The sequence below is a fragment of the Thauera sp. SWB20 genome (assembly GCF_000831325.1).
GTDB lineage: Bacteria > Pseudomonadota > Gammaproteobacteria > Burkholderiales > Rhodocyclaceae > Thauera > Thauera aminoaromatica.
Genome location: NZ_JTDM01000016.1, coordinates 209860 through 228640 on the forward strand (window position 1 = coordinate 209860; position 18781 = coordinate 228640).

13 protein-coding genes are annotated in these 18781 nt (G+C 68.0%); 8 read left to right on the forward strand and 5 right to left on the reverse strand.

The genetic code is table 11. The annotated features are described in order from the left end of the window. The first annotated feature begins 100 nt into the window (after window positions 1-100). From PO78_RS08420 to PO78_RS08430, 3 genes are all read left to right on the forward strand, one after another. On the forward strand, window positions 101-421 hold the full coding sequence (locus PO78_RS08420; RefSeq protein WP_353799366.1) for a DUF485 domain-containing protein: 321 nt from the start codon (window positions 101-103) through the stop codon (window positions 419-421). Further along, the gene (locus PO78_RS08425) at window positions 421-2100 is read left to right on the forward strand and encodes a cation acetate symporter (RefSeq protein WP_004314661.1); all 1680 of its coding nucleotides are present in this window, start codon (window positions 421-423) and stop codon (window positions 2098-2100) included. The genes PO78_RS08420 and PO78_RS08425 overlap by 1 nt, the downstream gene beginning before the upstream one ends. A 406-nt stretch (window positions 2101-2506) precedes the next feature. Beyond that, window positions 2507-3805, forward strand: a complete 1299-nt coding sequence (locus PO78_RS08430; protein ID WP_012585973.1) for a hemolysin family protein — start codon at window positions 2507-2509, stop codon at window positions 3803-3805. Between the two features lie 186 nt (window positions 3806-3991). Here PO78_RS08430 and PO78_RS08435 read toward each other — a convergent pair whose 3' ends face one another. Further along, window positions 3992-4663 carry a GntR family transcriptional regulator gene (locus PO78_RS08435; protein WP_004314663.1) on the reverse strand — a complete coding sequence of 224 codons (672 nt, stop codon included), beginning with the start codon at window positions 4661-4663 and terminating at the stop codon, window positions 3992-3994. Between the two features lie 410 nt (window positions 4664-5073). On the opposite strand from PO78_RS08435, the gene scpA reads away from it, so the two are divergent. The 4 genes from scpA (at window position 5074) to accC (ending at window position 12051) form a co-directional block, all read left to right on the forward strand. After that, the gene (gene scpA / locus PO78_RS08440) at window positions 5074-7239 is read left to right on the forward strand and encodes a methylmalonyl-CoA mutase (protein WP_043743178.1); all 2166 of its coding nucleotides are present in this window, start codon (window positions 5074-5076) and stop codon (window positions 7237-7239) included. A 208-nt stretch (window positions 7240-7447) separates the two neighbouring features. Next, a complete protein-coding gene (meaB, locus tag PO78_RS08445; RefSeq protein WP_043743179.1) occupies window positions 7448-8491 on the forward strand; it encodes a methylmalonyl Co-A mutase-associated GTPase MeaB in 1044 nt (347 codons plus the stop codon). 15 nt (window positions 8492-8506) lie between these two features. Next, window positions 8507-10039 carry an acyl-CoA carboxylase subunit beta gene (locus PO78_RS08450; RefSeq protein ID WP_004314669.1) on the forward strand — a complete coding sequence of 511 codons (1533 nt, stop codon included), beginning with the start codon at window positions 8507-8509 and terminating at the stop codon, window positions 10037-10039. A 23-nt stretch (window positions 10040-10062) separates the two neighbouring features. Further along, the gene (gene accC / locus PO78_RS08455; RefSeq protein WP_004314673.1) at window positions 10063-12051 is read left to right on the forward strand and encodes an acetyl-CoA carboxylase biotin carboxylase subunit; all 1989 of its coding nucleotides are present in this window, start codon (window positions 10063-10065) and stop codon (window positions 12049-12051) included. Between the two features lie 252 nt (window positions 12052-12303). Here accC and ypfJ read toward each other — a convergent pair whose 3' ends face one another. Then, window positions 12304-13158 carry a KPN_02809 family neutral zinc metallopeptidase gene (gene ypfJ / locus PO78_RS08460; RefSeq protein ID WP_187283009.1) on the reverse strand — a complete coding sequence of 285 codons (855 nt, stop codon included), beginning with the start codon at window positions 13156-13158 and terminating at the stop codon, window positions 12304-12306. 652 nt (window positions 13159-13810) lie between these two features. Between ypfJ and PO78_RS08465 the strand changes: the two genes are divergently transcribed. Beyond that, on the forward strand, window positions 13811-15265 hold the full coding sequence (locus tag PO78_RS08465; protein WP_197068751.1) for a KamA family radical SAM protein: 1455 nt from the start codon (window positions 13811-13813) through the stop codon (window positions 15263-15265). Window positions 15266-15397: 132 nt separating this feature from the next. On the opposite strand, the gene PO78_RS08470 is transcribed toward PO78_RS08465, so the two are convergent. Genes PO78_RS08470 through PO78_RS08480 form a run of 3 tightly spaced genes read right to left on the reverse strand, consistent with a single transcriptional unit; the run spans window position 15398 to window position 18503 of the window. Further along, a complete protein-coding gene (locus PO78_RS08470) occupies window positions 15398-16597 on the reverse strand; it encodes an ABC transporter permease (RefSeq protein ID WP_004327454.1) in 1200 nt (399 codons plus the stop codon). A gap of 5 nt (window positions 16598-16602) precedes the next feature. After that, window positions 16603-17811, reverse strand: coding sequence for an ABC transporter permease (locus PO78_RS08475; protein WP_043743180.1), 1209 nt, complete (start codon window positions 17809-17811; stop codon window positions 16603-16605). After that, window positions 17808-18503 carry an ABC transporter ATP-binding protein gene (locus tag PO78_RS08480; RefSeq protein WP_012585969.1) on the reverse strand — a complete coding sequence of 232 codons (696 nt, stop codon included), beginning with the start codon at window positions 18501-18503 and terminating at the stop codon, window positions 17808-17810. Before PO78_RS08480 ends, PO78_RS08475 begins: the two co-directional genes overlap by 4 nt. Window positions 18504-18781 lie beyond the last annotated feature (278 nt).

Sequence of the window (18781 nt, forward strand, 5' to 3'; positions counted from 1 at the left end):
TCATCCGCTCGCCTACGATGCCGCGTCAGACGGCCGCCGAGGCAGGAGGAAAGGTGGAGGCAAAGCAGTTCGTGTTGCTTATCCTTGGGAGGGAGTGAAAGTGTCTAGCTCGATGTATGCGCACATCCGGCGCAACCCGCGGTTCGCGGAGCTTGTCGCCAAGCGCACCCGCTTCGCGGGCATTCTGGCGGCGATCGTCCTGATCGTCTTTTACGGCTTCGTGCTGCTCGTGGCGTTCGCGCCCGAGCTCATCGGCAAGCGTCTGTTCGAGGGCAGCAACCTGACCTTCGGCATCCTCGCCGGCCTGCTGCAGTTCATCTTCTTCTGGGTCCTGACCCTGGTGTACGTCCGCCGCGCCAACGGCGAGTTCGACGACATCAACAAGGAACTCGTGAAGGCCGCCTGGAAGGAGGAAAAATGATGAACGCCCGTAGCCTTTCCCGTAGCGCCGCCGGCCTGCTCGCGCTGGCCGCCAGCCCGCTGGTGCTCGCCGCCGGTCCCGCGATGGACGCCGCCGAGAAGCAGCCGCTCAACCTCCACGCCATCGGCATGTTCTTTGTGTTCGTGCTGATGACCCTGGGCATCACCTACTGGGCGGCCAGCCGCACCAAGTCGACCGCCGACTTCTACACCGCCGGCGGTGGCATCACCGGCTTCCAGAACGGCCTCGCGATCGCCGGCGACTACATGTCCGCCGCCACGCTGCTCGGTCTCACCGCGATGATGTACGCGCAGGGTGTGGATGCCTACATCTACATGCTCTCCTTCTTCGTGGGCTGGCCGATCATCCTGTTCCTGATGGCCGAGCGTCTGCGCAACCTGGGCAAGTTCACCTTCGCCGACATCACTGCCTACCGCCTCGACCAGGGCAAGGTGCGCACGATGGCCGCGGTGAGCTCGCTGACCGTGGTGTGCTTCTACCTGGTGGCGCAGATGGTCGGTGCCGGCCAGCTCATCAAGCTGCTGTTCGGTCTCGACTACAACATCGCGCTCGTCGTCGTCGGCGCGCTGATGATGGTGTACGTCACCTTCGGCGGCATGGTCGCCACCACCTGGGTGCAGATCATCAAGGCCTGCATGCTGCTGATCGGCGGTACCGCGGTGGGCGTGCTCGCGTTCAGCCAGTTCGGCTTCTCGTTCGACGAGCTCACCAACCGTGCGATGGAAGTGCACAAGCTGGGCCAGAAGCTGCTCAACCCCGGCAGCCTGCTCGCCGATCCGGTGACCGCGATCTCGCTCGGCCTCGGCCTGATGTTCGGCACCGCCGGCCTGCCGCACATCCTGATGCGCTTCTTCACCGTGACCGATGCCAAGGAAGCGCGCAAGTCCGTGCTCTACGCCTCGGGTATCGTCGCCTACTTCTTCAACGTCATCGCCATCATGGGCCTGTGCGCGATCATCATCGTCGGCCAGAACCCGCAGTTCTTCGAAGGCGGCGTGATCGGCGGCAAGGTCATCGGCGGCGGCAACATGATCGCCATGCACCTGGCCAACGCGGTCGGCGGCAACCTTCTGCTCGGCTTCCTGTCGGCGGTGGCCTTCGCGACCATCCTCGCGGTGGTGGCCGGCCTGGCGCTGGCCGGTGCCTCGGCGATCTCGCACGACATCTACTCGCGCGTCATCATGAAGGGCAAGGCCGACGAAGCGACCGAACTGCGGGTGTCGAAGTTCGCCACCATCGGCCTCGGTGTGGTCGCGGTGCTGCTCGGCATGGCCTTCGAGAAGATGAACATCGCGTTCATGGTCGCGCTCGCCTTCGGCGTGGCCGCTTCGGCCAACTTCCCGGTGCTGATCCTGTCGATGTACTGGAAGGGCCTCACCACCAAGGGCGCCCTCGTGGGCGGCTACTCCGGCCTGGTCAGCGCAGTGCTGTTCGTGCTGCTGTCCAAGTCGGTGTGGGTGGATGTGCTGGGCAACGCTTCGGCGATCTTCCCCTATACCCAGCCGGCGCTGTTCTCGATGCCGATCGCCTTCTTCATGACCTGGCTGTTCTCCACGCTCGACAAGAGCAAGGCGGCCGAGGCCGAGAAGGAAGCCTTCGAGGACCAGTACGTGCGCGCCCAGACCGGTGTCGGCGCCGCGACCGCCTCGTCGCACTGACCGAAGCGCGCGGTTCCCCGAACCGCGCCGCATCCCCGACCCGCCCCGCGCTCCCGCGCCGGGCGGGTTTTTCGTCGACCGGCGGTGCGCCTCTTCGCCGCCGGATCGCGACGGGCGTCACTCCTGCAAGAAACTCGAGGCGCTGGTCGGGCCACGACGGTTTTCGTGGGAGCGACGCCAGCCGCGATCGGGCGATGTGGCGGGCGATGCGCGGCCGGAAAGGGCTGCGGGGGCGCAATCGCGACCCGCGTCGCTCCTACATTCCTCCTGCATTCCTCCTCCATCCCTTCCCGGGGGGGGCGGCGATGCGCCGGGGCACCGATTGCCCTTCAGGCCGCGGTGGTAGACTCGCAGACTAGATTCTGGTTTTGCCTTCCGGCGGGACCTTCATCCCAAAGGAGTCGTCGTGCCTGTCAACGAACTGCTCGTCATCCTGCTGCTGATCGCAGCGAGCGCCTTCTTTTCCATGTCCGAGATCTCCCTCGCGGCTGCGCGCAAGATCAAGCTGCGCGTCATGGCCGAGGCAGGGCATCTCAACGCCCGGCGCGTGCTTGCGCTGCAGGACAGTCCGGGCCACTTCTTCACCGTGGTGCAGATCGGCCTCAACGCCGTCGCCATTCTCGGCGGCGTAGTCGGCGAACAGGCGCTTTCTCCCTACGTCACCGAGCTGCTGCGCCGGGCCTACGCCGGCCCGATGCTCGACACCATCGCCTTCGTCGTCTCCTTCGTTTTCGTCACCTCGCTGTTCGTGCTTTTTGCCGACCTCATGCCCAAGCGCCTGGCCATGGTCCAGCCCGAACGCATCGCGGTGGCGGTGGTGCAGCCGATGCAGGTGTGCATGTGGCTGTTCGCGCCGCTGGTGTGGGTCTTCAACGGCGCGGCCAACCTCATCTTCCGCTGGTTCAAGTTGCCGAGCGTGCGCATCGAGGACATCACCGCCGACGACATCATGGCCATGGCCGACGCCGGTGCCCAGGCCGGCGCGCTGCTGCGCCAGGAGCAGCACCTGATCAGCAACGTGTTCGAGCTCGACTCGCGCATCGTGCCCTCGGCGATGACCTCGCGCGAGAACATCGTCTTCCTCACCCTGTCGGAGTCCGAGGAGAGCATCCGGCGCAAGATCGCCGCCCACCCGCACGGGAAGTTTCCGGTGTGCGAGGACGGCATCGACAGCGTGATCGGCTATGTGGACTCGAAGGACATCCTGCCGCGCATCGTGCAGGGCCAGGATCTGTCCTTGCGCACCCAGCCGATCGTGCGCAAGGTGCTGATGCTGCCCGACACGCTCACGCTCTTCGAGGCGCTCGAGCGCTTCCGCGACGCCAAGGAGGATTTCGCGCTCATCCTCAACGAATACGCGCTGGTGGTGGGCCTGCTGTCGCTGCAGGACGTGATGAACACGGTGATGGGCGATCTCGTCAGCCCCTTCCAGGAAGAGCTCATCGTGCGCCGAGACGACAACTCCTGGCTCATCGACGGCGCCACGCCGATCGAGGACGTCATGCAGGCGCTCGAGATCGAGGTCTTCGAGGGCTTCCAGAACTACGAGACCGTCGCCGGTTTCCTGATGTACCGCCTGCGCAAGGTCCCCAAGCGCACCGACTTCGTGACCTACCTCGGCTACAAGTTCGAGGTGGTCGACATCGACAACTACCGCATCGACCAAGTGCTGGTCACCCGCGAGACCCCGGTCGGCGCCGTGTAACAACAAGCCGGTTCCGACGCCCGTCGTCCGCGTCGGCGCCTGTCGGGTGCGGAATCGCCGCAATCGCGACTTGCGTCGCTCCCACGAAAACCGGCGGCGGCTTCGGTGGGATGTAGGAGCGACGCGAGTCGCGATTGCGGGCGTGTCGGCCGGGTCGCTCCCACACGAAATCAATGTGGCCAGGCCTCACGCGGCCTGCGTCTTCGCCTCGGCGATGCGGGCGAGGGCGGCGCGGCCGCTGAGGATGTGGGTGCGCATCAGGGTCTCGGCGCGCGCGCCGTCGCGGTCGAGCAAGGCCTGGAGGATGTCGCGGTGCTCGGCGAGCGACTGCTCCAGCCGGCCCTCCGAGAACAGCGAGTGGTGGCGCGACAGCTTGATCACCTTGCGCAGGTCCTCGATCACGTGGAGCAACCAGCGATTGTCGGCGATCTCCTGCAGGGCGAGGTGGAAGGCCTGGTTGGCCTCGAAGAAGCGGTCGATGTCGGGCTTGCCGGCGGCCTTCTCGAGGTTGGCGTGGATCGCGCGCAGGCGGGCGAGGTCGTCCTCGGTCGCGCGCGCAGCCGACAGCCGGGCGCACTCGCCTTCGAGCATCGACATCACGCTGAACACCTCGTCGAGATCGCGCTCCGAGATCTCGGTCACGTAGCAGCCGCGCCGCGGCTTGAGCGTCACCAGGCCCTCGGAGGCCAGTACCTTCAGCGCCTCGCGCAGCGGTGTGCGCGAGATGCCGTAGTGCTCGGCCAGCGCCTGTTCGTCCACCCAGGTGCCGGGCGGCAGCTCGTGCGAGAAGATCCGCTGGCGCAGGCGCTCGGCCACTTCCTGGTAGAGCGCGATCGGAGCGATGCGGGTGGCGTTCATGGGCGGATTCTTTCTTCGGAGCGGATTCAAAAGGTGGCGCGGGGCAGGGCCATCACGGGTGGTGGTGGCGCGTGCATGCCCTCTCTCGCCGGACGGGCCCGGCTCGCTGCGCGCCCTTTCCGACCGTCGGAACGCATTCGCCCGCTGCCGCCTATTGCATTCATAATTATGGATAAAGTATTATTTTTCCTGCAGTGCAAGTCAACTTCCGAAGCGCGATGCGTCATGGGAGGCGCCGGGACCACCCGGCGGAAGAGAGGGGACGCGTCGCTTGCCGGAGCGTCGACGGCCGCTCGTGGGATCGCCACGGGCGGCTTCGTCGCCGCCCCGGGGGGGTTTGGCTTGCCGATAAATCACCAATCCGGGTCGCGCCTGTACCCCAGGCCGCCGCAGATCTCACGAGGTTTCCCATGTCGAAAGCCAACGATCCCGTCTATCCCCAGCCCGACATCGAGGCCTGGAAAAAGGCTGCCGCCAAGCAGGCGCCGGGGGGCGACCTCGACAAGCTGAACTGGATCACGCCCGAGGGCCTCTCGGTCAAGCCGCTGTACACCAAGGCCGACACCGAAGGCCTGCAGCACGCCGACACGCTGCCCGGCTTCGAGCCCTTCCTGCGCGGCCCGCAGCCCACCATGTACGCGGTCAAGCCGTGGACCATCCGCCAGTACGCCGGCTTCTCCACCGCCGAAGCGTCCAACGCCTTCTACCGCAAGGCGCTCGCCGCCGGCGGCCAGGGCGTGTCGGTCGCGTTCGACCTGGCGACCCACCGCGGCTACGACTCCGACCATCCGCGCGTGACCGGCGACGTCGGCAAGGCCGGCGTGGCGATCGACTCGGTCGAGGACATGAAGATCCTGTTCGACCAGATCCCGCTCGACAAGGTGTCGGTGTCGATGACCATGAACGGTGCCGTGCTGCCGATCCTCGCCGGCTACATCGTCGCCGCCGAGGAGCAGGGCGTGAGCCAGGACAAGCTCTCGGGCACGATCCAGAACGACATCCTGAAAGAGTTCATGGTGCGGAACACCTACATCTATCCGCCCACCCCGTCGATGAAGATCATCGCCGACATCTTCGGCTACACCGCGCAGCACATGCCGAAGTTCAACAGCATCTCGATTTCCGGTTACCACATCCAGGAGGCGGGCGCCAACCAGGCCATCGAGCTCGCCTTCACGCTCGCCGACGGTGTCGAGTACGTGCGCACCGGCATCAACTCCGGCATGGACGTCGACACCTTCGCCGGCCGCCTGTCCTTCTTCTGGGCGGTGGGCATGAACTTCTACCTCGAGATCGCCAAGATGCGCGCCGCGCGCCTGCTGTGGTGGCGGCTCATGAAGCAGTTCAACCCCAAGAGCGCCAAGTCGATGATGCTGCGCACGCACTCGCAGACCTCCGGCTGGTCGCTCACCGAGCAGGACCCCTACAACAACGTCGTGCGCACCACGATCGAGGCCATGGCTGCGGTGTTCGGCGGCACCCAGTCGCTGCACACCAACGCGCTCGACGAGGCGATCGCCCTGCCTACCGAGTTCTCCGCCCGCATCGCGCGCAACACCCAGATCATCATCCAGGAAGAGACCCACATCTGTAACGTGGTCGACCCCTGGGCCGGCTCCTACATGATGGAGAAGCTCACCCAGGACATGGCCGACAAGGCCTGGGCGCTGATCGAGGAGATCGAGTCCATGGGCGGCATGACCCGCGCGGTCGAATCCGGCTGGGCCAAGATGAAGGTCGAGGAGTGCGCCGCCGACAAGCAGGCGCGCATCGACTCGGGCAAGGACGTGATCGTCGGCGTGAACAAGTACAAGCTCGCCAAGGAAGACCCGATCGACATCCTCGACATCGACAACCATGCGGTGCGCGAGGCGCAGATCGCCCGCCTCGACAAGATCCGCGCCACCCGCGACACCGCCGCGGTGCAGGCCGCGCTCGCTGCGCTCACCAAGTGCGCCGAGACGGGCGAAGGCAACCTGCTCGACCTGTCGGTCAAGGCCATTCGCCTGCGTGCCACCGTCGGCGAGATCTCCGACGCGCTCGAGAAGGTCTTCGGCCGTTACCGTGCCAATCCGCAAGCCGTTTCCGGCGTCTATGGAGCCGTCGTGGAAGAACAGGAAGACTGGAAGACCCTCAAGGCCGACATCGAGGCCTTCATCGCCGAAGAAGGCCGCCGCCCGCGCGTGATGATCGCCAAGCTCGGCCAGGACGGCCACGACCGCGGCGCCAAGGTGGTGGCCTCGGCCTTCGCCGACCTCGGTTTCGACATCGACATCGGCCCGCTCTTCCAGACCCCGGAAGAAGCGGCCCGCCACGCGGTCGAGAACGACGTCCATGCGGTCGGCTGCTCCAGCCTCGCCGCCGGCCACAAGACCCTGGTCCCGGCCGTCATCGACGAGTTGAAGCGCCTCGGCGCCGACGACATCATCACTTTCGTCGGTGGCGTGATCCCGGCGCAGGACTACGACACGCTGTACGCCGCCGGCGCCAAGGGGATCTTCGGCCCCGGCACGCCGATCCCGGCGGCCGCACGCGAGGTGCTGAAGCAGATCCGCGCCGCACGCAAGGCGACGTAAGGTCGATGTAGGAGCGAGGCAAGTCGCGATCGCAGCGCCCGGGCAGGCGCCGCCGACCTCACGCTTCCCGTAGGAGCGACGCAAGTCGCGATTGCAGCGGATCAGCGGGCGGCGTGCGCATCGTCGAGGCGGGAATCGCGACTTGCGTCGCTCCTACAAGAACCACGAACCGCAAACCGTAGAACGGACGCCCCCTATAAGACCCGACATGCCTGCTCCGATATCCACCCCTCTCGATCCCGCCGACCAGTCGCTGGTCGCTGGCGTGCTGGCGCGCCAGCTGCGGCCGCTGGCCAAGGCCATCACGCTGATCGAATCGCAGCGCGAGGACCATCAGGCGCGCGCGCAGAAGGTGCTCGAGGCGCTGCTGCCGCATACCGGCGGGGCGATGCGGGTGGGGATCTCGGGCGTGCCGGGCGTGGGCAAGAGCACCTTCATCGAGGCGCTCGGGCTCTACCTCATCGAGCAGGGCCTGCGCGTCGCGGTGCTCGCGGTCGATCCGTCCTCGTCGGTCACCGGTGGCTCCATCCTCGGCGACAAGACGCGCATGGAGCTGCTGTCACAGAACCCCGCGGCCTTCATCCGCCCCAGCCCCTCGGCCTGCAGCCTCGGCGGCGTGGCCGAGAAGACGCGCGAGACCATGCTGGTGTGCGAAGCTTCGGGCTTCGACGTCATCATCGTCGAGACCGTCGGCGTCGGGCAGTCCGAGACCGCGGTCGCCGGCATGACCGACATCTTCTGCCTGCTGCAACTGCCCAACGCCGGTGACGACCTGCAGGCGATCAAGAAAGGGATCATGGAGATCGCCGACCTGATCGTCATCAACAAGGCCGACATCGACGCCGGTGCGGCCATGCGCGCCAAGGCGCAGATCAAGACCGCGCTGCACATGCTGCGCCCGGCCAGCCCCAACTGGACCGTGCCGGTGCTCACCCTGTCGGCGCTGCAGAAGCAGGGCATCGCCGACTTCTGGAAGGCGGTGTGCGACTACCGCGAGGCGCTCGGCGCCTCCGGGGAGTTCGCCGCCAAGCGTCGCCACCAGGCATTGGCCTGGATGTGGGAGATGATCGATTCCGGGCTGCGCAGCCGTTTCCGCAGCCATCCCCGCGTGCGCGAGGAACTTCCCGCCCTCGCACGCGCGGTCGAGGAGGGCGGCACCACACCCGCGGCCGCGGCCTTCCGGCTGCTCGGCCACCTCCAATCCAACGAACAGGGCCGACTGCCGCGACAGCCGGCCGAAACCGAGATCTGACAGGAGATCGCACTCATGCAAGACATCATTCGCCAGCTCGAGAAAAAGCGCGAACTGGCCCGCCTCGGTGGCGGCCAGAAGCGCATCGACGCGCAGCACCGCAAGGGCAAGCTCACCGCGCGCGAGCGCATCGAACTGCTGCTCGACGACGACAGCTTCGAAGAGTGGGACATGTACAAGGAGCACCGCTGCACCGAGTTCGGCATGGATGCCGAGCACATCCCCGGTGACGGCGTGGTCACCGGCTACGGCACCGTCAACGGCCGCCTGGTCTTCGTGTTCTCGCAGGACTTCACGGTCTTCGGCGGCTCGCTCTCCGAGACCCACGCCGAGAAGATCTGCAAGGTCATGGACCACGCCATGAAGGTCGGCGCCCCGGTCATCGGCCTCAACGACTCGGGCGGAGCGCGCATCCAGGAAGGCGTGGACTCGCTCGGCGGCTACGCCGACGTGTTCCAGCGCAACGTGCTGGCCTCCGGGGTCATCCCGCAGATCTCGCTGATCATGGGCCCCTGCGCCGGCGGCGCGGTGTACAGCCCGGCGATGACGGACTTCATCTTCATGGTCAAGGACTCGTCCTACATGTTCGTGACCGGTCCCGAGGTCGTGAAGACCGTGACCCACGAGGAAGTCACCGCCGAGGAGCTCGGCGGCGCCGTCACCCACAACACCAAGTCCGGCGTCGCCGACCTCGCCTTCGAGAACGACGTCGAGGCGCTGATGATGACGCGTCGCCTGATCGGCTTCCTGCCCTCCAGCAACCGCGAGAAGCCGCCCGCGATCCCCTGCGCCGACTCCGCCGACCGCATCGACCTGTCGCTCGACACCCTGGTCCCGGAGAACCCGAATCAGCCCTACGACATGAAGGAGCTGATCTTCAAGATGGTCGACGACGGCGATTTCTTCGAGCTGCAGCCCGACTACGCCAAGAACATCATCATCGGCCTGGCGCGCATGGAAGGCTCGCCGGTGGGCATCGTCGCCAACCAGCCGCTCGTGCTGGCCGGCTGCCTCGACATCAAGAGCTCGATCAAGGCCGCCCGCTTCGTGCGCTTCTGCGACGCCTTCAATATCCCGGTCGTCACCCTGGTCGATGTCCCCGGCTTCATGCCCGGCACCGCGCAGGAATACGGCGGCATCATCAAGCACGGCGCCAAGCTGCTCTACGCCTACGCCGAGTGCACCGTGCCCAAGGTCACCCTGATCACCCGCAAGGCCTACGGCGGCGCCTACGACGTGATGTCGTCCAAGCACCTGCGCGGCGACGTGAACCTCGCCTGGCCGAGCGCCGAGATCGCGGTGATGGGCGCCAAGGGCGCGGTCGAGATCATCTTCCGCGAAGAGAAGGGCGACCCCGAGAAGCTCGCCCAGCGCGAAGCCGAATACAAGGCCCGTTTCGCCAACCCCTTCGTCGCCGCCAGCCGCGGCTTCATCGACGACGTGGTCATGCCGCACAACACCCGCAAGCGCATCTGCCGCTCGCTGGCCATGCTGCGCGACAAGCAGCTCGACAACCCGTGGCGCAAGCACGGCAACATCCCGCTCTGACCCGCGCACGAGGAACCGACCAAATGTTCAAGAAAATCCTGATTGCAAACCGCGGTGAAATCACCTGCCGCGTCATCAAGACCGCCCGCAAGATGGGCATCAAGACCGTCGCGGTGTACTCCGAGGCGGACAAGAACGCGCTCCACGTCGAACTCGCCGACGAAGCCGTCTGCATCGGCCCGGCGGCCTCGAAAGAGTCCTACCTGGTCATGGACAAGATCATCGCCGCCTGCAAGCAGACCGGCGCCGAGGCGGTCCACCCGGGCTACGGCTTCCTGTCCGAGAACGCCGAGTTCTCGCGCCGCCTCGAAGAGGAAGGCATCAAGTTCATCGGCCCGAAGCACTACTCGGTCGCCAAGATGGGCGACAAGATCGAGTCCAAGAAGCTCGCCATCGCGGCCGGCGTGAACACCATCCCCGGCTACAACGACGCCATCTCCGGCCCCGACGAGGCGGTCGAGATCGCGAAGAAGATCGGCTACCCGGTCATGATCAAGGCCTCCGCCGGCGGCGGCGGCAAGGGCCTGCGCGTCGCCTTCAACGACAAGGAGGCGCACGAGGGTTTCGCCTCCTGCGTCAACGAGGCGCGCAACGCCTTCGGCGACGACCGCGTCTTCATCGAGAAGTACGTGCTCGAGCCGCGCCACATCGAGATCCAGGTGCTGGGCGACTCGCATGGCAACTACGTCTACCTGAACGAGCGCGACTGCTCCATCCAGCGCCGTCACCAGAAGGTCATCGAGGAAGCCCCCAGCCCCTTCGTCGACCCCGCGATGCGCAAGGCCATGGGCGAGCAGGCCGTGGCCCTGGCGCGCGCGGTGAACTACGAGTCGGCCGGTACGGTCGAGTTCGTGGTCAGCGGCGCGACCAAGGAGTTCTACTTCCTCGAGATGAACACCCGCCTGCAGGTCGAGCACCCGGTCACCGAGCTCATCACCGGGCTGGACCTCGTCGAGCAGATGATCCGCGTCGCCTACGGCGAAAAGCTGCCGCTCGCCCAGGCCGACGTCAAGATCGACGGCTGGGCGATGGAATGCCGCATCAACGCCGAAGACCCCTTCCGCGGCTTCCTGCCCTCCACCGGCCGCCTCATCAAGTTCCAGCCCCCGGCCGAAGGCAACGGCGTGCGCGTCGACACCGGCGTGTATGAAGGCGGCGAGATCTCGATGTTCTACGACTCGATGATCGCCAAGCTCATCGTGCACGGCAAGGACCGCCAGGATGCGATCGAGCGCATGCGCGACGCCCTCAACGGCTTCGTCATCCGCGGCATCAGCTCCAACATCCCCTTCCAGGCCGCGCTGCTGCAGCATCCGCGCTTCTGCTCGGGCCACTTCAACACCGGCTTCATCGCCGAGGAGTATCCGAAGGGCTTCGACGCCTCCATGGTCCCGCACGACGACCCCGCGCTGCTCGCCGCCGTCGCCACCTTCGCCCGCATGCGCTACATCGAGCGCGCCGTGCAGATCGAAGGTCAGCTCGCCGGCCACGGCCGCAAGGTCGCCAGCGAATGGGTCGTCGTCATGGGCGGCAAGCAGTACGCCATGCGCACCGCCGCCATCGAAGGCGGCCTCGCCGTCACCTGCGAAGGCCGGACCTACAACATCGTCTCCGACTGGAAGTTCGGCGAGCTGCTCTTCGCGGGCACCGTCAACGGCGCCCCGATCGGCCTGCAGATCGAACGCCGCGGCCTGCGCTACCGCATCTCGCACTTCGGCCTGCAGGTCGAACCCGTCGTGATGACCGTGCGCGCGGCCCACCTGCTGTCGCTGATGCCCGCGAAGCTGCCGCCCGACCTCTCCAAGTTCCTGCTCTCGCCCATGCCCGGCCTGCTGCGCGAGATCGCGGTGACCGAGGGCCAGGACGTCAAGGCCGGCGAGAAGCTCGCCATCATCGAAGCCATGAAGATGGAAAACGTCCTCAAGGCCGAGCAGGACGGCAAGGTCAAGAAGATCGTCGCCAAGCCCGGCGCCAGCCTGTCGGTGGACGAGGTCATCATCGAGTTCGAGTGATCGCCACCCGAAAACCGTTTTGATCGATGGGGAGGGAGACCCGGGCCACGCCCGGGTGCCTGTCGGCACGAGGCCTGCGCAAGCAGGCCTCTTTTTTGTCCGGCCACCGCGGGACCGGAACGCGCGCCGCGGACGGGCTCCCGGGTGACGTCGGTGCGATGTGTTGCGTCGCTCCTACGCGAAAACAATCGGCGTCATCGCCCTGGACGGGCTCCCGGGCGATGGCGCCGTGCCTTTGCGGCGACGGCGTAACTACAACCGCGGCGCGCTGAACGTGTCGCAGGACTTGAACTGCCCCTGCTGCAATCCGATCGCGAACCACCGCCGGCGCTGCTCGGCACTGCCGTGGGTGAAGCTGTCCGGCACCGCGTAACCCTGGCTGCGCTTCTGGATGTGGTCGTCGCCCACCGCGGTGGCGGCGGCGAGGCCTTCCTCGATGTCGCCGGCCTCGAGCACGCTGCGGCTGCGGTTGGCGTGGTGGGCCCAGATGCCCGCGAGGCAATCCGCCTGCAGTTCCAGGCGCACCGAGAGCTGGTTCGCCTCGCGCTCCGACACCCGCGTGCGCGCCTGCTGCACCTTGTCCGAGATGCCCAGCAGGTTCTGCACGTGGTGGCCGATCTCGTGCGCGATCACGTACGCCTGGGCAAAGTCGCCGGGCGCGCCGAAGCGGTGGTGAAGCTCGTCGAAGAAGGCCAGGTCGAGATACACCTTGGCGTCCGCCGGACAGTAGAACGGCCCCATCTCCGCCTGCCCGACCCCGCAGGCGCTGCGCGTCGCGCCGGTGTAGAGCACGAGCTTGGGCTCGCGGTAGGTCGCGCCCCCCTGCTGGAAGATCGTCCGCCAGGTGTCCTCGGTGTCGGCCAGCACCATCGACACGAAGCGCGCCTGCGCGTTCTCGGCGGCGGGGCGGGTCTGGGTGGATTCGACCGGCGCGGGGTCGGTCATGGCCGTGTCGAGGACCACGCTCGGATCGATCCCGAAGTACATCGCCACCAGCGCGAGCACGATCGTCCCGATGCCGATCTTGCCCCCGCCGCGCAGGCCGCGCCCGCCTTGTCCGCGGCGGTCCTCGACGTTGTCGCTCTCCCTGCCGTTGCGGAAGTCCATGGTGCGCTCCATTCGTGGGGAACCTCTTCAGCTTAGTGAGTGCGGAGGGGGCAAGGCAAGCGCAAGCCATCCGCGCAGCGGCTCTCCGGCAGGCGCGACGCAAGTCGCGAATGCGGCGCTTCCGCCCACGCCGCGCTGCCCGAAGGCCGGAATCGCGACTTGCGTCGCTCCTACGTGAACCAAATCAAGGCCATCGCCTTGGATCGTCGCCCGGGCAGCGCGCCACGCATCGCCCGATACCGATGCCGATGCCGATGCCGATGCCGATCCCGATGCCGATGCCGATGCCGATGCCGATGCCGATGCCGATGCCGATGCAACTGTGATGGTGTCGTAGGAGCGACGCAAGTCGCGATCGCTGCGGTCGAGAACCGGCGCGGCCACGGGCGCCGCGGCCGGCAGCAGAGCTTCCTCCGAGTATGCCTTTATTAGATTTGCACAAAACAACTTTGTGACATACCATCACATCCCCAAGCGACTCCCCACTCCGGGGTGTCGACGGATGCCGGGAGCCTGGCCGCCGTCGGCCGATGCTTGCCTCGGGCGCCGCCGTTTGCCCGGCCACCGCACGCGCTGCCGAACCGCAACCGGTGCGCGGCCGCAACCCGCGGCACCGGCAGACCCCCAGCACAACCAGACCAAGGAGACGAACATGAGCGCACAAGTGCATGCTCTCGCGGCCCCGACCCCGCGCACAGCCGCCGCTGCCGCGACCGCGCGAGCGGTCCCCATCGCCGCCGCAGTGCCGAACCCGCGCGCCGCGCCCGCCGCCGAGCGCTTCGCCCCGATGTCCTTCAAGGTCTTCACCGCCCGCGATCTCGACCGCATCCCGCAGCTCGCGCGCCTTTCTCCCGAGCAGCGCTTCGAGATGAAGGTCGTGGCCGCCGTGCTGCCCTTCCGCGTCAACCAATACGTCATCGACGAGCTCATCGACTGGGCCGACGTCCCCCGCGACCCCATCTTCCAGCTCACCTTCCCGCAGCGCGGCATGCTCGCGTCCGAGCACTACGAGCGCATCGCCCGCCTCATCGAAGGCGACGCGGACAAGGACGCGCTCGAGGCCGCCATCGCCGAGGTCCGCCACGCCCTCAACCCGCACCCCGCCGACCAGATGCAGATGAACATGCCGCTCGACGAGCACGGCAAGCGCATCGACGGCCTGCAGCACAAGTATCGCGAGACCGTGCTCTTCTTCCCCAGCCAGGGCCAGACCTGCCACGCCTATTGCAGCTTCTGCTTCCGCTGGGCGCAATTCGTCGGCGACAAGGAGCTGCGCATCGCCAGCTCCGAAGCCCGCGTGCTGCAGGACTACCTGCGCACCCATACCGAGGTCACCGACCTGCTCGTCACCGGTGGCGACCCCATGGTCATGAAGACCCGTCACCTGCGCGAATACCTCGAACCCCTGCTGCGCCCCGAGTTCGACCACATCCAGACCATCCGCATCGGCTCCAAGGCGCTCACCTTCTGGCCGCACCGCTTCCTCGGCGCCGAGGATGCCGACGATCTCATGCGCCTTCTCCGGCAGCTCGTCGAAGCCGGCAAGCACGTCGCGCTGATGGCGCACTACAACCACTGGAAGGAGCTCGAGACCGACGCCGCCCACGCCGCCATCCGCCGCATCCGCGCCACCGGTGCCGTCATCCGCGCACAAGGTCCGCTCATCGCCCACATCAACGACGACCCCGCCGCCTGGGCGCGCTTGTGGAAGACCGAGGTCCGCCTCGGCCTCGTCCCCTATTACATGTTCGTCGAGCGCGACACCGGCGCCCGCCATTACTTCGAGGTTCCGCTCGCGCGCGCCTGGGAGATCTACCAGCAGGCCATCCAGCAGGTCTCCGGCCTCGCCCGCACCGCCCGCGGCCCGAGCATGAGTGCCAGCCCCGGCAAGGTCGAGATCCAGGGCGTCACCGAGATCGCCGGCGAGAAGGTCTTCGTGCTGCGCTTCATCCAGGGCCGCAACCCCGACTGGGTGCAACGCCCGTTCTTCGCCCGGTTCGACGAAAAGGCCACCTGGCTCGACCAGCTCGCGCCCGCCTTCGGCGAGGCGAAATGGTTCTGGCAGGACGAATACGAGGCGATCCGCGCGGAAAGGCTCGTCGGCTGAGGGCGGGGCGGCGCTTCGTCAGCGTCCGACTCGCGACTCGCTTGGCTCCAGGCGCTCCCGGAAGCGCGGTGGTTTTGCAGGAACGACGTGCGTGCGAGGGTGGCGCTGGAACGGGCGCGCGCGCCGCATGGCTCACTCCGCGCGCAAGGCCTCGACCGCGTCGAGCCGTGCCGCCCTGCGTGCGGGCAGGACCCCGGCGGCGAGCCCGACCACGATGGCGACCCCCTCGGCGGCGAGCGCGTATCGCCAGGGCGTGGCCACCGGCATCGCCGGCACCAGCAGCCCGACCAGCTGGGCAAGGCCTGCGCCGACGAGCAGGCCGAGCAGGCCGCCGATGCCCGCCAGCACCACCGCCTCGCCGAGGAAGAGCGCGAGGATGGTGCGCCGACGTGCGCCCAGGGCCACCAGCAGGCCGATCTCTCCGGTGCGCTCGGTGACCGCGATGCTCATGATGGTGACGATGCCCACTCCGCCCACCAGCAGCGAGATCGCCCCGAGCGCACCCACCGCCGCGGTGAGCAGATCGAGGATGTTCGACAGCGTCGCCAGCATGTCCTCCTGCGTCAGCACGGTGAAGTCCTCGCGTCCGTGGCGCGCGATCATCCGCTTCTTCACCGCCTCCGCCACGCGCGCGGCGGGGGCCTCGGGGTCGTAGGTCAACGCGATCTCCATGAGGCCGTCGCGCTGGTACAGCGCCATGCCGCGCACCACCGGGATGTAGGCGGCGTCGTCCAGATCGATACCGAGGAACTGCCCCTTCTCTTCCATGACGCCGACCACGCGGAAGCGCTCGGCACCGATCTCGACGTGCTCGCCGAGCGCGATGGTGCTGCCGAAGAGCTCGCGTGCGAGCTTGGGGCCCAGCACCACGAAGGCGCGCGCGCTCGCCGCCTCGTCGGGCGGCAGGAACTGCCCCACGCGCACCCGCATCGAGTACACCTCCTGCATCTGCGGTCCCACGCCGAGCACGGTGCTGCGCCGCACCCGGCCTTGCGCGCGCACCTCGGCGTTGCCGCTCACCGAACCGGTGACGTGGCGCACATGGGGCAGGCGGGCGAGCGCGTCCGCGTCGTCCAGGGTGAGGTCGCGCGCGGTGGACGGCAGGCCGGGCGGGCCGCCGCGTGCGCCCTGGCGGCCCGGGTGGAGGTTGATCACGTTGGTGCCGAACTGGCCGAACTCGGCGAGCACGAAGCGGTGCAGACCCTCGCCGATCGAGGTGAGCAGGATCACCGCGGCGATGCCCACGCCGATGCCGAGCAGGGTCAGGAGGCTGCGCAGCCGATGCGCGGTGATCGCACGCAGGGCGAGGTGGAGGGCGTCACGCCAGCGCATCGCCGCTACCGCTTCGACAAGGCCTGCACCGCATCGAGCCGGGCGGCGCGGCGCGCGGGCAGCACGCCGAACAGCACCCCGGTGCCGAGCGCGGTGGCGAGCGCGGCGATCACCGCCCAGTCGGGCGGCCACGCCGGCAGCTGCGGGAAAGCCAGGCGCACGCCCCAGGCGCCGGCGTGGCCGAGCGCGAAGCCGGCGAGCGCGCCGGCGACGGAGAGCAGCGCGGCCTCGGCGAGGAAGGCGGCGCGGATGGTGCCGGCGCGCGCGCCGAGCGCCTTGAGCAGGCCGATTTCGGCGGTGCGCTGGGTGACCGCGACCAGCATCACGTTCATCACCAGGATGCCCGCGACTGCCAGGCTGATCGCGGCGATGCCGGCCACGCCCAGGGTGAGCGCGCCGAGGATGCGGTCGAAGGTGCCGAGAACGGCGTCCTGGGTGATCACGGTGAAGTCGAGCTCGTCGTCGCGGCGCGCGCGCAGGCGCTCCTCGATCTGGCGCTGCGTCGCGGGCAAGGCCTCGCGCCCGCGCGCCTCGACGAAGATGCGGAACAGCCCGCTGGTGTCGAACATCGCCTGCGCGGTCGCCACCGGCACCAGCACCAGCTCGTCGGTGGTCATGCCCAGCCCGCGCCCGGACGGCGTGAGCACGCCGATCACGCGCAGCCGGGTGTCGCCGACACGGATCATGCGGCCCACCGCGCTCTGTCCGGGGAAGAGTTCGCTGCGCAGTGCGTCGCCGATCACCGCCACCGCCGAGGCGCGGTTGAAGTCCTCGCGCGGCAGGAAGCCGCCGTGGCCGATCTTCAGACCGCGCAGCTCGAGGAAGTCGGCGCTGGTGCCGACGACCGTGACCTCGCGCAGCCGGCCGCCGACGGCGATCTCGGAGTTGCCCACCGCGAGCGGCGCCACGCGCTGCACCAGCGGCAAGCGCAACAGCGCGGCGGCGTCGGCGTTGGTGAGCTCGCGCGGCGTGCTGCTGACGAAGCTGCCCGCGTTGACGCCACCGGTCTCGGTGCGTCCGGGCAGCACGATCAGCAGGCTGGCACCGAGCGCGGAGAACTCGTTCACCACGTAGCGCCGCGCGCCGTCGCCGAGCGCGGTGAGTACCACCACCGCGGCGACGCCGATCGACATCGCCAGCATCATCAACGCGGCGCGCAGCGGCCACGCGGTGGCGGCGCGGGTGGCGAAGCGCAGGGTGTCGGCGGGGCTCATGGGGGCGGTGCGGCGGTGCGCAGGTCCTGACGGATCGCGCCGTCCTCCATCAGGATGCGGCGGTGTGCGCGCTCGCCCATCGAAGGGTCGTGGGTGACGACGATCAGCGTGGTGCCGGCGGCGTTGAGCGCCTCGAGCAGCGCGGTGACCTCGTGGCCGGTGGCGCGGTCGAGGTTGCCGGTGGGCTCGTCGGCGAGCAGCATCGCCGGCCGCATGATGGTGGCACGCGCGATCGCGACGCGCTGGCGCTGGCCGCCGGAGAGTTCGTCGGGGCGGTGCCGGGCGCGCCCCTCGAGGCCGAAGTCCTGCAAGGCCTGCGCGATGCGAGCAGCGCGCTCGGCGACGGGGATGCCGGCGAGCACCAGCGGCAGGCCGATGTTCTCGGCCGCGCTGAGGCGGGGGACGAGGTGGAAGCTCTGGAACACGAAGCCGATGCGTGCGCTGCGCACCGCGGCCTGCTCGTCGGCCGAGAGTGTGGTGACGTCGCGGCCTTCGAGCCGGTAATGGCCGGCGTCGGGGCGGTCGAGCAGACCGAGCAGGTTGAGCAGCGTCGATTTGCCGGAACCCGACGGTCCCATGACCGCGACGTACTCGCCGGGCTCGATGCGCAGCGTGATGTCGCGCAAGGCGTGCACCTCGCTGTCGCCGAGCTTGAAGATGCGGTCGATGTGCTCGAGTTCGATCTGGGCCATGGTGTTCTGTTGCAGCTTCAATTCAGGCCGGTGTGGCTTCCGTGAGGTGGCATGAGGCACCTTTCAGCGCCCTGCATGGGGTGTCGGGCGAGCGGACAATGAAAAAAGACCTTGCCCGCTCGGCGGCGGCAATCGCGACTTGCGTCGCTCCCACAGGCGAGACGCGGCGCCTGGCGAGGCTGGCGCCGATTGGACCGGAAGCGGCGACGCTGCGACGCCCGGGAATGCGTGCGCCGACTGGCGTGCACGCGGCGACACCGCGGCGCTCGGGGAGGGAT

Excerpts from the sequence above, each read along its gene's own strand:
- PO78_RS08480 (WP_012585969.1), bottom strand. The coding sequence starts at position 18,503 with ATGGCCCAGATCGAACTCGAGCACATCGACCGCATCTTCAAGCTCGGC.
- scpA (WP_043743178.1), top strand. The coding sequence starts at position 5,074 with ATGTCGAAAGCCAACGATCCCGTCTATCCCCAGCCCGACATCGAGGCC.
- accC (WP_004314673.1), top strand. The coding sequence starts at position 10,063 with ATGTTCAAGAAAATCCTGATTGCAAACCGCGGTGAAATCACCTGCCGC.
- PO78_RS08435 (WP_004314663.1), bottom strand. The coding sequence starts at position 4,663 with ATGAACGCCACCCGCATCGCTCCGATCGCGCTCTACCAGGAAGTGGCC.
- PO78_RS08450 (WP_004314669.1), top strand. The coding sequence starts at position 8,507 with ATGCAAGACATCATTCGCCAGCTCGAGAAAAAGCGCGAACTGGCCCGC.
- PO78_RS08465 (WP_197068751.1), top strand. The coding sequence starts at position 13,811 with ATGAGCGCACAAGTGCATGCTCTCGCGGCCCCGACCCCGCGCACAGCC.
- ypfJ (WP_187283009.1), bottom strand. The coding sequence starts at position 13,158 with ATGGACTTCCGCAACGGCAGGGAGAGCGACAACGTCGAGGACCGCCGC.
- PO78_RS08425 (WP_004314661.1), top strand. The coding sequence starts at position 421 with ATGAACGCCCGTAGCCTTTCCCGTAGCGCCGCCGGCCTGCTCGCGCTG.
- meaB (WP_043743179.1), top strand. The coding sequence starts at position 7,448 with ATGCCTGCTCCGATATCCACCCCTCTCGATCCCGCCGACCAGTCGCTG.
- PO78_RS08475 (WP_043743180.1), bottom strand. The coding sequence starts at position 17,811 with ATGAGCCCCGCCGACACCCTGCGCTTCGCCACCCGCGCCGCCACCGCG.
- PO78_RS08470 (WP_004327454.1), bottom strand. The coding sequence starts at position 16,597 with ATGCGCTGGCGTGACGCCCTCCACCTCGCCCTGCGTGCGATCACCGCG.